Here is a 13,020-nt window from a genome sequence, read left to right as displayed (position 1 = left end):
GGCGGCTCAACTAGCCAAGTGAAGCACCGTTTTTCAGCAAAATTCTGGGATGACCACGTTGGCCAAGTCCGAGCTCGGAACCAAGCGTATTTGCCCGACCACAGGCAAGAAGTTCTACGACCTCAACAAGAATCCGGTGATCTCGCCCTACACCGGCGAGGTCGTGCCGATCGCACCCGTGGCCCCGCCGAGAGGCCGCGGCGCCACCGTCAGTTCGCCTGCGACCGCCGCCGAGATGCCCGAGGCGGCCGAGACCGAGGAATTGGTCTCGCTCGAGGAGGCCGATGCCGAGGAGAACACCGGCAAGGTCAAGGCCGTGGTTCCCGAATCCGAGGACGATATCGAGGTCGATGAGACCATCGATGACGATGACGACGACGATTCGACCTTCATCGCCGACGAGGAAGAGGGCGATGAGGACGTGACCGACATCATTGGTGACGTCGGCGGTGATGAAGAGACTTGAGATCGGCGCCGATCTATGATCAACGGTGCTGCCGCGCGCGTCGCTTAGGCCGCGCGGGCCGGGATCGATCCCCCAGGGTCATCCCAACTGGATAAGGGGCCATAGCTCAGCTGGGAGAGCGCTTGCATGGCATGCAAGAGGTCGGCGGTTCGATCCCGCCTGGCTCCACCACGCTTCGCCCTTCGGGCTACGCGTGGCGCAGCCACGAGTTGCCTGAAGGGCGAAGCGTGGTGTCCGGCGTAGCCCCAAGGGCGAAGACGGACTGCCAAGGGTTCTATCCCCATCCGGCTCCAGTGGATGCGAATGTGGTACGTCTACATCATCCGCAGCATCAACTTCCCTGATCAGGAATATGTTGGCGCCAACGGTCGCGCAGAGCGACGATCTCATCCTTCGTCCGAGCAGTCCGCTAAACTCGGCGATCCACCACCCTTTTTGATCTAGAACAAAGTCCGAAAGTCCATTGGTTGCTACCCTGTCGGGCGCCAAGGGACGCGAAGCATGCGCTATTCCACCTGGACGGAATTCTTGCGGTGCCTCAGGTGCCAACGCACCGGTCATGCTCAGCTCTCGGAGATCCTCCCCTTTAGAAATCGGATCGATCTGATCCCGGAGGGCTTCGAGATTCTTCACGACGAACGCGGCAACGATTTCCAGTGCAAGACCTGCAGAGTGCCAGCCTTGCCATGACTTAGCCTTGCCATGACTCAGCCTTGTTATGACTAAGCCATGCCATGACAGGGTGCGCCGCGTTCCCGGACAAGAGACCGCCCCCTACTCCCCCAGCACTGCATTCAGCCGGTCGCGCAGCGCGACGATCTCATCCTTCATCGCCAGTAACTCGCCGACCGTGCAGTCCGATGCCGCGAGGATCGACTGCGGAACGGCCTTGGCCTTTTCGCGCAGCGCGTGGCCCTGCGGCGTCAGCGCGATCAGGACCTGGCGCTCGTCCTCGGTGCTGCGGGTCCGCTTGATCAGTTCGGCCGCCTCGAGCCGCTTGAGCAGCGGCGTCAGCGTGCCGGAATCCAGGAACAGGCGCTCGCCGAGGTGCTTCACCGGCACGTCGTCGCGCTCCCACAGCGCCAGCATCACGAGATACTGCGGATAGGTCAGCCCAAGCCGGTCGAGCAGCGGCTTGTAGACGCGGTTGAAGGCGTGCGCGGTCGAATAGACCGCAAAGCAGATCTGGTTATCGAGCCGCAGCGCCTGATCCGCCGCCGTTGGTTTCCTGACCATGATTCCCATCGAATCCATCTCGTTTCCGGGTCATTCTGGGCTCACGGGAGCCGGGATTCAATTGCGAACAATTAAATGTGAGGCCACATATTTTATATTGTGCGCAATCTAATTGCGTGCAATATATCGTTCGTCGAACACGAACTCAAGTCCACCGAAGTCCAAACCCAAGGGAGACCACCATGTCTGTGAACGTGCTCTACAAGACCAGCGCCAAGGCAACCGGCGGCCGCGACGGCCATGCGGCGACGCTCGACGGCGCGCTCGACGTCAAGCTCACCACCCCGAAGGAGCTCGGTGGCGGCGGCGGCGCCGGCAACAATCCGGAGCAGCTGTTCGCGGCCGGCTATGCGGCCTGCTTCATCGGCGCCATGAAGTTCGTGGCCTCGCAGGGCGGCCCGAAGGTTCCTGCCGACGCCTCGGTGACCTCGACGGTCGGTATCGGCCCGCGCTCTGCAGGCGGCTTCGGCCTCGCCGTCGAGCTCGCCGTCTCGCTGCCCGGCCTTCCCCGGGCCGAGGCCGAAGCGCTGGTCGAAAAGGCCCACCAGGTGTGCCCCTATTCCAACGCGACCCGCGGCAATGTCGACGTCAAGCTGAGCGTCGTCTAATTCGCCTTCCGCCAATGGTCCGCCACATCAGCGTGGCGGACCATTGCATTTGCAGGAGATCATTGCATTTCGAATGCCAGTTCGCTTGGCGAACGCAGGCGCGGCCCACTGCATGGGCCTGCGCGGACGGGAGCATTGCTGCCTCGCCCGAAGACCGTTAGCTCTGGGACCTCGTTTTTGAGTCCCAACTGAGCGAAGGTTGCTTCCATGAATACCCCAGCGGCTACGGGCGCGATGACCGGACTGCGCGTGATCGATCTGACGCGCGTGCTCGGCGGCCCGTATTGCACCCAGATCCTCGCCGACCACGGCGCCGACGTGATCAAGGTCGAGCCGCCCGCCGGCGATGAGGTGCGCGACTGGGGCCCTCCCTTCCACGAGGAAGACGCGGCCTATTTCGTCGGCATCAACCGCAACAAGCGCTCGATCGGCCTCGACCTCGCCTCCGAGGGCGGACGCGTCGTGCTGATGAAGATGCTCGAGACCGCCGACGTGCTGATCGAGAATTTCAAGCCGGGCACGCTCGACAGATGGGGCATCGGCAACGACGTGCTGCGCGCGAAGTTTCCGCGCCTCGTGCATTGCCGGATCTCCGGCTTCGGTGCCGACGGCCCGCGCGGCGGCAATCCGGGCTATGATGCGATCATCCAGGCGATGACCGGCATGATCGCGGCCACCGGCTCGCCGGAGAGCGGCCCGATGCGCATCGGCGTGCCGCTGGTCGACATCACCACCGGTCTCTATGCGGCGATCGGCATCCTGATGGCGCTGTCGGAGCGGCAGCGTTCGGGGCTCGGCCAGTTCATCGAGACCACGCTGTACGAGACCGGGCTTGCGATCATGCATCCGCACACCGCGAACTATTTCATGCACGGCAAGCCGCCGTCGCTCACCGGCAACGAGCATCCCAACCTCGTGCCCTACGCGATCTTCCCGACCAAGACCGACAACATCTTCATCGGCGTCGGCAATGACGGCACCTTCCGCAAGCTCGCCAAGGAAATCGGCAAGCCGGAGCTCGGCACCGATCCGCGCTTTGCCCGCGACAAGGACCGCATCGCCAACCGCGATGCGCTGCGGGCGGAGCTTGCCGCGGTGTTCAGCCAGCACGAGGCCGAGCCGCTGTGCAACCGGCTGCTCGCGGCCGGCCTGCCGGCAGGCCCGGTGCAGAAGATCGACCAGGCGCTGACCAACCCGCACACGATCCATCGCGGCGACGTCATCGAGAAGGATTGGTACAAGGGCGTCGCCTCGCCGATCCGCCTCGAACGCACCAAGCCGAGCCTGCGCCGCACGCCGCCGAAGTTCAGCCAGCACGCCGCGGAAGTGCTCGGCGAGTTCGGCTACTCCAAGGACGAGATCAACGGCCTGGTTGAAAAGGGCGTGGTCTGCGGTCCCCAGCGCAAGCGCTAAACCTCACGCCTGCTCTGCGGTGCAACGTCGCGTCCGGCGTTGCACCGCACGGACGCGGCCGCAATCTCCGCCTTTTTTACCGCTTCCCTTTGCTTCGGCTTCCCCCCTACCATGACTTTCGTTTATACGGTCATTTGAACGTCATCCGGCGCTGTTAACGCGCGCAACGAAAGATGGCGTTCCAACCGGGAGGGGTTTTGATGATCTTTCGACGACTCGGCGCTGCTGCGGCAGCCGCTGCCGCGCTTGCATTCGCGTCGCCAGCATTTGCGGTGACCGAGATTCAGTGGTGGCACGCGATGACCGGCGCCAACAACGACGTCATCGTCAAGCTGGCCAACGACTTCAACGCCGCGCAATCCGACTACAAGGTCATCCCGACCTACAAGGGCGGCTACGCCGACACCATGAACGCCGGCATCGCCGCCTTCCGCGCCGGCAACGCGCCGCATATCATGCAGGTGTTCGAGGTCGGCACCGCGACGATGATGGCCGCCACCGGCGCCGTCAAACCGGTCTACAAGCTGATGGCCGATGCCGGCGAGAAGTTCGATCCGAGCGTCTACCTGCCCGCGATCACCGGCTACTACTCGACCTCGAAGGGCGAGATGCTGTCATTCCCCTTCAACTCGTCGTCGACCGTGATGTGGGTCAATCTCGACGCGCTGAAGAAGGCCAACATCGCGGAGATTCCGAAGACCTGGCCGCAACTGTTCGATGACGCCAAGAAGCTGAAGGCGGCCGGCTACGCCACCTGCGGCTTCTCCGGCTCCTGGGTCACCTGGGTCAATCTCGAGCAGCTGTCGGCCTGGCACAACGTGCCGCTCGCCAGCAAGGCCAACGGCCTCGACGGCTTCGACACCGTGCTCGAATTCAACGGCCCGTTGCAGGTCAAGCACCTCGAGACTCTGGTCGAGTTGCAGAAGGACAAGATCTACGACTATGCCGGCCGCACCAACACCGGCGAAGGCCGCTTCACCTCGGGTGAGTGCCCGATCTATCTGACCTCGTCGGCCTTCTTCGGCAACGTCAAGGCGCAGGCCAAGTTCAACTTCACCGCGGCGCCGATGCCGTACTATCCCGACGTCAAGGGCGCGCCGCAGAACTCGATCATCGGCGGCGCCTCGCTCTGGGTCATGGGCGGCAAATCGGCCGAGGAATACAAGGGCGTGGCCAAGTTCCTGACCTTCCTCTCGGACACCGACCGCCAGATCTGGATCCACAAGGCCTCGGGCTATCTGCCGATCACCAAGGCAGCCTATGCCAAGGCCAAGGAAGAGGGCTTCTACAAGGACCAGCCCTATCTCGAGACCCCGCTGCTTGAACTCACCAACAAGGAGCCGACCGAGAATTCCCGCGGTCTGCGCCTCGGCAACATGGTGCAGCTGCGCGACATGTGGTCGGAGGAGATCGAGCAGGCGCTGGCCGGCAAGAAGACCGCCAAGCAGGCGCTGGACGCCGCCGTCGAGCGCGGCAACCAGATGCTGCGGCAGTTTGAAAAGACCGCCGTCCGCTGACATGATGCCTTCGGCATGATCCGGAAAAGTGCGAAGCGGTTTTCCGGAAAGATCATGCCCAAACGACGAGCTAAAGCGCGACGATCTCGTCGCGCTTTAGGGCCATCCCCCGGCAGGCCGCGACCTCGCGGCCTGCCCTTTTTGCCGAGACCATGCAAAAGCAAGCGATTTTCCAATCAAAGCTGTTGCCTTACGCGCTGGTTGCTCCGCAACTCGCGATCGTCCTGATCTTTTTCTACTGGCCGGCCGTGCAGGCGGTGATCCAGTCCTTCCTGCTGCAGGACGCCTTCGGCCTGTCCACCAGCTTCGTTTGGTTCGAGAACTATCTCGAACTGTTCAAGGACGCGACCTATTTCGCGGCGATCGTCAGGACCTTCGTGTTCTCGTTCGCGATCGCGGTCTCCTCGCTGTCGTTCGCACTGCTGCTCGCGGTGATGGCCGACAGGCCGCTGCGCGGCTCGACGCTCTACCGCACGCTGCTGATCTGGCCCTACGCGGTGGCTCCGCCGGTGGTCGGCGTGCTCTGGGTGTTCATGCTGCACCCCTCGCTCGGGGTGCTGTCGCGCTATTTGCGCGGCATGGGCATCGACTGGAATCCGCTGCTCAACGGCGACCAGGCGGCGGCCCTGATCATCCTCGCCGCGGCCTGGAAGCAGATCTCCTACAATTTCCTGTTCTTCCTCGCCGGCCTGCAGAGCATCCCGAAGAGCGTGATCGAAGCCGCCGCGATCGACGGCGCCCGTCCGATGCGGCGGTTCTGGACCGTGATCTTCCCGCTGCTGTCGCCGACCATCTTCTTCCTCCTGGTCATCAACATCGTCTACGCCTTCTTTGACACTTTCGGCATCATCGACACCATGACCCGCGGCGGTCCGGGCAAGGCGACCGAGACGCTGGTCTACAAGGTCTATACCGACGGTCTGCTCGGCGGCAATCTCGGCTCCTCGGCGGCGCAGTCGGTCATCCTGATGGTCATCGTCGTCGTGCTGACCGGCATCCAGTTCCGCTTCGTCGAACGCAAGGTGACCTACTGATGGTCGAGGAGGAAGGCTTCCAGCGCTATCTGGCTCACGCCATCCTGTGGATCGGGATCGCGATCGTTGCCTTCCCGGTCTATCTCGCGATCGTCGCCTCGACCCAGGACAACGCGGTCATCGCCAACGGACAGATGTCGCTGTTGCCGGGCGGCCACTTCCTCGAGACCTACTACCAGACGCTGTTTGTCGGCACGAGCGGCTCGACCCGCGAGCCGGTGCTCAACATGATGCTGAACTCGCTGATCATGGCGCTCCTGATCGCGGTCGGCAAAATCGCGATCTCGATCATCTCGGCCTACGCGATCGTGTATTTCCGATTTCCCTTCCGGATAGCGATCTTCTGGATCATCTTCATCACCCTGATGCTGCCGGTCGAGGTGCGCATCTACCCGACCTACAAGATCGTCGCCGATCTGCATCTGCTCGACAGCTATGCCGGCCTGTCGCTGCCGCTGATCGCCTCGGCCACCGCAACGCTGCTGTTCCGGCAGTTCTTCATGACCGTGCCGGATGAACTGCTCGAGGCCTCGCGGATCGACGGCGCGGGCCCGTTCCGCTTCTTCTGGGATACGCTACTGCCGCTGTCGCGCACCAACATGGCCGCGCTGTTCGTGATCCTGTTTATCCTCGGCTGGAATCAGTATCTCTGGCCGTTGTTGATCACCACGCGCGACGACATGCAGACCATCCAGGTCGGCATTCGCAAGATGATCACCACGACCGACGCGCTGACCGAATGGCCGGTGGTGATGGCGACCGCGCTGCTGGCGATGCTGCCGCCGGTGTTCGTCGTGGTCGCGATGCAGAAACTGTTCGTGCGCGGATTGGTGGAGACGGAAAAGTAATGGCTAACGTCACGCTGCGCAGCGTCCGCAAGACCTATCCCGGCGGCTTCGAGGCCATCAAGGGCGTCGATGTCGACGTCGGCGACGGCCAGTTCTGCGTGCTGGTCGGTCCATCCGGCTGCGGCAAGTCCACGCTGCTGCGCATGGTCGCGGGGCTCGAGACCATCACCGGCGGCGAGATCGACATCGGCGGCCGCGTCGTCAACCAGGTCGAGCCCGCCGATCGCGACATTGCGATGGTGTTCCAGAACTACGCGCTCTATCCGCATATGAGCGTCTACAACAACATGGCCTACGGCCTGCGCAACCGCGGCATGGCCGAGACCGAGATCAGGACCCGGGTGGAGGAAGCCGCCCGCGTGCTCGAGCTCTCGCCGATGCTGGAGCGCAAGCCGCGCCAGCTCTCCGGCGGCCAGCGCCAGCGCGTCGCGATGGGCCGCGCCATCGTGCGTCAGCCGAAAGTGTTCCTGTTCGACGAGCCGCTGTCGAACCTCGACGCCAAGCTGCGCATCGCGATGCGGGTCGAGATCCGCAAGCTGCAGCGCCGGCTCAACACCACCTCGATCTACGTCACCCACGACCAGCTCGAGGCGATGACGCTCGCCGACATCCTCGTGGTCATGAATGGCGGCCAGGTCGAGCAGATCGGCAATCCGCTCGACATCTATCAGAGGCCGGCGACCACCTTCGTCGCCTCGTTCATCGGCGCGCCGCCGATGAACCTGATGCCGCTGCGCTCGGACGAGCTGAAGTCCCAGATCACGGGCGCCGATGGCGCTGGCATTGCTGGGATCCGGCCGGAGGATTTCGTCATTACCAACGAGACGGTATCCGGCGGCGTCGCGCTCGGCCTGACCGTCGAGGCGATCGAGCATGTCGGCGCCGAGACCTTCGTCTATGGCAGCCGTCAGCGCGAGCAGCAAAGCGTGGCCGCCAATCCCGGCGAGCTGCCGCCGGGCGAGGTGATCGTCCGGGTTCCCGGCGCCACCGGCCCCGCCATCGGCGAGCAGATCCGGGCGGTCGCCCCGCGGGACAAACTGCATCTTTTTACCGCTGACGGCCGCAAGCGGGTCGGGCAATAACCAATCGGGAACGATTGGGAGCCATGCTGGCGCGTTTTCGAGCGAAGTGGACGCCGGTTCGCGTGAAGAAAACGCGGTCAAAACAAAAGGCTGGAGCTTCGGTTCTGATTTCATCAGAACCGATATGCTCCAGGCGGCATTTACGCTGGTTTCAGAGGCGCTTGAACGCTATCCAGATCACTCCCATATTGGCTTGTGACCGACAGGCAAGCGGCCCGCCGGTTGCATGGGGTGCCGCAAGGGCCCCTCAAAGTCGCTTCGAGAGGACTTTGTAATGTCTCGTGTTCCATCGTTGTCCAGTCCGTTCCTTCTGGGATTCGACGAGATCGAGCGTGCGCTCGACCGTGTCGTGAAGGGCGCCGACGGCTATCCTCCGTACAACATCGAGCGGTGCGACCGTACCAACGGCCAGCCTGAGCGGCTTCGCATCACACTGGCGGTGGCGGGCTTCACCCGCGACCAACTCGATGTGACCATTGAGGAAAATCAGCTCGTCATCCGCGGCCGCCAGCAGGACGACAAGGCTCGGCAATACATCCATCGCGGCATTGCCGCGCGCCACTTCCAGCGCACTTTCGTGCTGGCGGAGGGGATGCAGGTGCTGGGCGCGGATCTGAAGAACGGGCTGTTGTCGATCGACTTGGCCAGGCCAGAACCTGAACGGGTCGTTAAGACAATCGCTATCAGTGAACACGAATAATAGAAACCAGGAGCGGACTCGACCGCTTATCTGACTGAGGAGTCGAGACCATGAGTGAAGTGAGTATCATCTACCAGTCCGACAGCGTCACGCCGGAAGCGCTGGCCCATCTGGGCGAGGGCCATATCGCCTATGTGAAGCAGGTCCGTTCCGAGGACGTGCCCGACCTCTTTCCGCAGGCGCCGAAGATCGCGCCGGGCCTCAAGCTGTTCGCACTGCATGCCGCCGACGGCACGCCGATCATGCTGACCGACAGCCGCGAAGCCGCGATCGCGAACGCCTGGAGCAACGAACTGCAGGCCGTTAGCGTCCACTGACGCTGCGCTGAATTCAGCATCCGCGAATTCAATGCGCGGGCATGCCTCGACACCGGTCGAGGCGGCCCGCGCATTCTTATTTTGGGCTCCGTCCTGCGGGTAGTTGCAGTTGTCACAACTTTAACGAAGCCCGCGGTAAGCTTCCCCGATATGACGCCATGGGTGCGCGGTGCCTATGATCAGTAGATCGTCTAACTGGGGTGTTCTGTTTGGCGGACTGGCCTCGCTTGTCGTCGCCTGCTGCCTCACTCTTGCTTGGTCGAGAGAACCCGGCAGCTTTGTCATGTTGCTGGTGTTGTTCGTGCCCGCTGTCACGATCATGGGCGGCATCGCCGGCGGATTTCTGTTCGGCATCGTCGGTACCATCATTGCTCTCAGCAGGCATCGTATCGAACCGTCATCGCTGAGTTATGCGCTGCTGGGAGGACTTGTTTCCCTGGGAGCGCTGGTGCCATACGCGTCCTGGATAGCGGGCGGGATCCTTCCAGCGCTGCAAGGGCGGCAGGGTGTTTATGTGTTGCTTCCGACCGGGCTGCTACCGGTTATGATCGCGGGCCTCCTTGTTGGATCGAAAGTTGCTTCGGAAGAGAACGCGCACGCGACGCATGGCGCGCTGACAACTCCACCCCCGCTCGGTGGGTCTCCTACTTGAGCCGCGGGCTGAGACTGGGCCGCGACAGGTCGCGAAGCTCATCAATCATGTGACGGTCCGCGTTGACGCGGCGAGCATCGGGCCCATGCACAGCTGCACCTCGCCCGGCACATTGTAGGTGCGCATCATCGCGCGGCTGTCGCGCATGCCACAGGCCTCCCGCTGCACCACGAACATCCAGAGCGCGTGGCCGGCCTCCCGCACCAGAACCCGCCGCGCCTGCAGCCCGGATGCCGGCGCGCCCGAGGCCGGTTGCGCGGCATCGAACTCCCGCAATTTGGCGAGGGCCTGTTCCAGCGCTCGTCCCATCCGTCCGAGTGCGGAAGCCTTTTCCTCGGCGAGCTCGTAAGCGAGAACGTCGAGGGGAGTGCGATGGAAGCGAAAGTCGAGGGACATCGTTTATCCCCTGGGGCCGCGTGCACGATGATACGCCCCGGATTCTTCTGGCGCGATGGAACGGTTGTCAATAGCCCCTCACGCCGATGCTTTAGGCAGCAGACCCATGCAGTGGCCCCATTTCGCTCCGCGCCATTCCATGTTGTAATTCATTCCCGTGACCAACAGTCCGCGCGGTCCAGAGCCTCGAATGAGGCAACGCGATAAAGGGAATTTCAGCAAAAGATTATCCGCCGTCAAATCGATTGAGGGAGATGCGGCCATGCAGAAGAGCTCGCTGATCAGTCTCATTGCTTCGGTGCCGATCGCCATCCTGGCAACCGGCATCGCGATTTCCGCGCCGGACAAGTACACTTTGCAGGTGCCTGGTGGGCTCGCATTCTCCGAGTTCAGGGGATACGAGGACTGGTCCGTGATCGCGATCAGCGAGAACGAAGGCGTCATTGCCGTGATCCTGGGCAATCCGGCGATGATCGGCGCTTACAGGGAGGGCGTGCCCGGCAATGGCAAGCCGTTCCCGGACGGCGCCAAGATGGCGAAGATTCATTGGCTTCCGAAAAAGCAGGAAGCGTATCCCGGCCAGCCCACGGTGCCGGGCGCCCAGCACGACGTCGACTTCATGGTGAAGGACAGCAAGAGATTCGCCGACAGCGGCGGATGGGGATACGGCGCGTTCGAGTATGACGCGGCGACCGATGTGTTCAGGCCCGCAACCACGGCGGACAATCCGCCGCAGGAAAACGACGCGAAGTGCGGCTATGCGTGCCACACGGTGGTGCAGAACCGCGACTATGTATTCACCGAGTACGGAAAGCGGTGAAAGGCCGGATTGCGCGAGCTAACGCTCCGTCAGCCGTGCGCGGATATCCGGCTTCAGTTTCTCGCTGAACCGAAGTTTTCCGCGCTGATGGCGCGGTCCAGGGCTTCGATCAACGCTTGAACCTCGACGAACTTGCTGCGTGCCCGCTCCGCCTTGTCACGATCAAAGGGAGCGGCCAGCACCTTCGCATGTGTGTCCCTCTCCTCGATCATGCGATCGCGGGCCTTCTTCAGTGTTTCAAGTCGCTCGCTCATCCGGATTTTCCCTTACATACCTTCTCGTTCGCAACCAGGGCTTCAGCCGAACGCAGCCGGAAGATCGCCCTTCCGGAAGAAGACCATGGGCTCATCATCATAGTCGCCCATTTCCGGGTCGCCGGTGGACGAAAATGCAACGACGGCGAGCTTGCTCAACGCCAGTCTCTCCGCTGCTCGCAGCGCGCCATTTGCCGTCTTGCAGACGATTGGAGAGTCGGGCTTCAGATGTCCGCCCTTGCCGGCGTTGAATGCCTGCACGACGTAGGTTGTTTCGCGGGCCATGATGGCTCCTTAAGCTGCCGAGAGACGCGGTTGATGCCAACGACTGCGAACGGCCGCGCTCAGCGTTTCATCGCTTCTATGAGCGCAGAAATCTTGATCGTGGCGAAACTGGAAAAGGTGTCGGACACGGCATATGGCAAAACGATCTGGTCATTGTGCCTCATCGCACCGCAGGTATAGACGACGTTGGGGACGTAGCCTTCGCGCTCGGAGGGTTCAGGCCGCAACAACGGCTCGCTCGAGCGTGCCAGCACCCTGGATGGGTCGCGCTTGTCGAGCAGCGCCGCCCCGATCGAGTATTTGCGGACCGGGCCAACACCGTGCGTCAGCAGCAACCAACCTTCATCAAGCTCGATCGGCGACCCGCAATTGCCGATCTGGACGAACTCCCAGGGAAATTGCGGCCGCAGAACGGCCTGACCGCCTTCCCATGTATAGAGGTCGTCTGAAAAGATCAGGTACAGGTTCTCGTTATCTTGTCGCGCGATCATGGCGTATCTGCCGTCGATCTTGCGCGGGAACAGCGCCATGCCCTTGTTGCGTGCCGCGGCGCCCCGCAAGGGCGTCAGTCGAAACGACATGAAGTCGCTGGTCTCGATCAATTCGGAACGGATCGCCCGTCCGCTGTAGGCCGTATAGGTCGCGTAGTAGGTTTTTCGATCACCGTCGCTGAATTCAACAAAGCGCGCATCCTCGATGCCGTTGGATTGGGATTCGGTGATGGGAAAGATGACGCGCTCGCTGAGCTCTTCCTCACCCTTGAAAGTCAACTCGACACGCTCGCCGTCCGGACCGGATATGCGATGGGAAATCCGGGGTAGCGAGGCGAGGCGCGCCGTCGGATCAACGGTCAGGCTGCCATCGGCAGCAATCGTTCCGGTTCGAAAAGTCAGTGACGACACGTGCCCTTCACCGATCGCACGCAGACTGATGACGACGCATATGCCGCCGTTCGGCGCACTCGATTGATCGGGGTGCGGCACGATGCTGGGATTGAACAAGGCGGAGGCTTCGAACGAATACTCACTGAGAAAATAGGCGCCAACCAGCTGGCGCTGGGTCTTTGAAAAGACGCCATGCGTCGCGAACGCGTCTTCCATTTCATCCGCGCGGGCTTCGAAGGTCTCCAACAGGTTCCGATGGCGGCCCTGGAAATTGTCCAGGACGTCCGCGAGCTGAGCGGCAACGGCATCCGGATCGAGTGCGAGAACCCGATCGACGATATGATTTGCGCGTATTTTGTCTGTCGGATTCAGATCGCGCGGTTCGGTCGCGGGCTTGAACGGCCGCACGATGACCCGCGCGGGATCGGGGCGCAGATGAAGCGCCTGCCGATTCAGGAAAGTAGCTTGTGACACGGTATCCTCGGCTCGCTGGATTGGAGGGTGAAAT

17 protein-coding genes and 1 tRNA gene are annotated in these 13,020 nt (G+C 62.5%); 13 read left to right on the top strand and 5 right to left on the bottom strand.

Annotated features, from left to right (window positions below):
- The first annotated feature begins 58 nt into the window (after positions 1 to 58).
- Positions 59 to 466 (top strand): TIGR02300 family protein, encoded by a 408-nt coding sequence (locus V5279_RS00675; protein ID WP_029082481.1) that lies wholly within the window; start codon positions 59 to 61, stop codon positions 464 to 466.
- A gap of 95 nt (positions 467 to 561) precedes the next feature.
- Positions 562 to 637, top strand: a tRNA-Ala gene (locus tag V5279_RS00670).
- Positions 638 to 1,240: 603 nt separating this feature from the next.
- On the opposite strand, the gene V5279_RS00665 is transcribed toward V5279_RS00670, so the two are convergent.
- The gene (locus V5279_RS00665) at positions 1,241 to 1,702 is read right to left on the bottom strand and encodes a MarR family transcriptional regulator (RefSeq protein ID WP_338694226.1); all 462 of its coding nucleotides are present in this window, start codon (positions 1,700 to 1,702) and stop codon (positions 1,241 to 1,243) included.
- Positions 1,703 to 1,884: 182 nt separating this feature from the next.
- Between V5279_RS00665 and V5279_RS00660 the strand changes: the two genes are divergently transcribed.
- The 10 genes from V5279_RS00660 to V5279_RS00615 all read left to right on the top strand — a co-directional run bounded on the left by V5279_RS00660 (position 1,885) and on the right by V5279_RS00615 (position 9,873).
- Positions 1,885 to 2,310 carry an organic hydroperoxide resistance protein gene (locus V5279_RS00660; RefSeq protein WP_212392942.1) on the top strand — a complete coding sequence of 142 codons (426 nt, stop codon included), beginning with the start codon at positions 1,885 to 1,887 and terminating at the stop codon, positions 2,308 to 2,310.
- Positions 2,311 to 2,517: 207 nt separating this feature from the next.
- Positions 2,518 to 3,723: a CaiB/BaiF CoA-transferase family protein gene (locus tag V5279_RS00655; RefSeq protein ID WP_338694225.1), complete on the top strand. Its 1,206-nt coding sequence runs from the start codon at positions 2,518 to 2,520 to the stop codon at positions 3,721 to 3,723.
- A 200-nt stretch (positions 3,724 to 3,923) separates the two neighbouring features.
- Positions 3,924 to 5,240 carry a sn-glycerol-3-phosphate ABC transporter substrate-binding protein UgpB gene (gene ugpB / locus V5279_RS00650; protein WP_338694224.1) on the top strand — a complete coding sequence of 439 codons (1,317 nt, stop codon included), beginning with the start codon at positions 3,924 to 3,926 and terminating at the stop codon, positions 5,238 to 5,240.
- 152 nt (positions 5,241 to 5,392) lie between these two features.
- Positions 5,393 to 6,274, top strand: coding sequence for a sn-glycerol-3-phosphate ABC transporter permease UgpA (ugpA, locus tag V5279_RS00645; RefSeq protein WP_338694223.1), 882 nt, complete (start codon positions 5,393 to 5,395; stop codon positions 6,272 to 6,274).
- On the top strand, positions 6,274 to 7,122 hold the full coding sequence (gene ugpE / locus V5279_RS00640) for a sn-glycerol-3-phosphate ABC transporter permease UgpE (protein ID WP_338694221.1): 849 nt from the start codon (positions 6,274 to 6,276) through the stop codon (positions 7,120 to 7,122). Before ugpA ends, ugpE begins: the two co-directional genes overlap by 1 nt.
- Positions 7,122 to 8,204, top strand: a complete 1,083-nt coding sequence (locus tag V5279_RS00635) for a sn-glycerol-3-phosphate import ATP-binding protein UgpC (RefSeq protein WP_176539605.1) — start codon at positions 7,122 to 7,124, stop codon at positions 8,202 to 8,204. Before ugpE ends, V5279_RS00635 begins: the two co-directional genes overlap by 1 nt.
- 46 nt (positions 8,205 to 8,250) lie before the next feature.
- A complete protein-coding gene (locus V5279_RS00630; protein ID WP_166300079.1) occupies positions 8,251 to 8,403 on the top strand; it encodes a hypothetical protein in 153 nt (50 codons plus the stop codon).
- Between the two features lie 75 nt (positions 8,404 to 8,478).
- Positions 8,479 to 8,904 carry an Hsp20 family protein gene (locus tag V5279_RS00625; protein WP_029082490.1) on the top strand — a complete coding sequence of 142 codons (426 nt, stop codon included), beginning with the start codon at positions 8,479 to 8,481 and terminating at the stop codon, positions 8,902 to 8,904.
- A gap of 50 nt (positions 8,905 to 8,954) precedes the next feature.
- Entirely contained in the window at positions 8,955 to 9,221 is a 267-nt protein-coding gene (locus V5279_RS00620) for a DUF1150 domain-containing protein (RefSeq protein WP_338694213.1), read from the top strand.
- A 283-nt stretch (positions 9,222 to 9,504) separates the two neighbouring features.
- Positions 9,505 to 9,873: a hypothetical protein gene (locus V5279_RS00615; RefSeq protein WP_338694211.1), complete on the top strand. Its 369-nt coding sequence runs from the start codon at positions 9,505 to 9,507 to the stop codon at positions 9,871 to 9,873.
- Between the two features lie 45 nt (positions 9,874 to 9,918).
- Here the strand turns inward: V5279_RS00615 and V5279_RS00610 are convergent, their stop codons facing one another.
- Positions 9,919 to 10,269, bottom strand: coding sequence for a DUF6665 family protein (locus V5279_RS00610; RefSeq protein ID WP_338694209.1), 351 nt, complete (start codon positions 10,267 to 10,269; stop codon positions 9,919 to 9,921).
- A 262-nt stretch (positions 10,270 to 10,531) separates the two neighbouring features.
- Here V5279_RS00610 and V5279_RS00605 point away from each other — a divergent pair, with 262 nt between their 5' ends.
- Entirely contained in the window at positions 10,532 to 11,089 is a 558-nt protein-coding gene (locus V5279_RS00605; RefSeq protein WP_338694207.1) for a cytochrome P460 family protein, read from the top strand.
- Between the two features lie 53 nt (positions 11,090 to 11,142).
- Here the strand turns inward: V5279_RS00605 and V5279_RS00600 are convergent, their stop codons facing one another.
- From V5279_RS00600 to V5279_RS00590, 3 genes are read right to left on the bottom strand one after another with little or no spacing between them, the layout of a single operon-like run.
- Positions 11,143 to 11,343 carry a hypothetical protein gene (locus tag V5279_RS00600; RefSeq protein WP_029082495.1) on the bottom strand — a complete coding sequence of 67 codons (201 nt, stop codon included), beginning with the start codon at positions 11,341 to 11,343 and terminating at the stop codon, positions 11,143 to 11,145.
- A 42-nt stretch (positions 11,344 to 11,385) separates the two neighbouring features.
- Positions 11,386 to 11,628 carry a hypothetical protein gene (locus V5279_RS00595; protein ID WP_338694202.1) on the bottom strand — a complete coding sequence of 81 codons (243 nt, stop codon included), beginning with the start codon at positions 11,626 to 11,628 and terminating at the stop codon, positions 11,386 to 11,388.
- 59 nt (positions 11,629 to 11,687) lie between these two features.
- Positions 11,688 to 12,986, bottom strand: coding sequence for a glycoside hydrolase family 130 protein (locus V5279_RS00590; protein WP_338694200.1), 1,299 nt, complete (start codon positions 12,984 to 12,986; stop codon positions 11,688 to 11,690).
- Positions 12,987 to 13,020: the final 34 nt, after the last annotated feature.

Origin of the sequence: Bradyrhizobium sp. 26S5, assembly GCF_036923295.1 — a bacterium.
GTDB lineage: Bacteria > Pseudomonadota > Alphaproteobacteria > Rhizobiales > Xanthobacteraceae > Bradyrhizobium > Bradyrhizobium septentrionale.
This window is presented reverse-complemented; position numbering and strand designations above follow the sequence as displayed.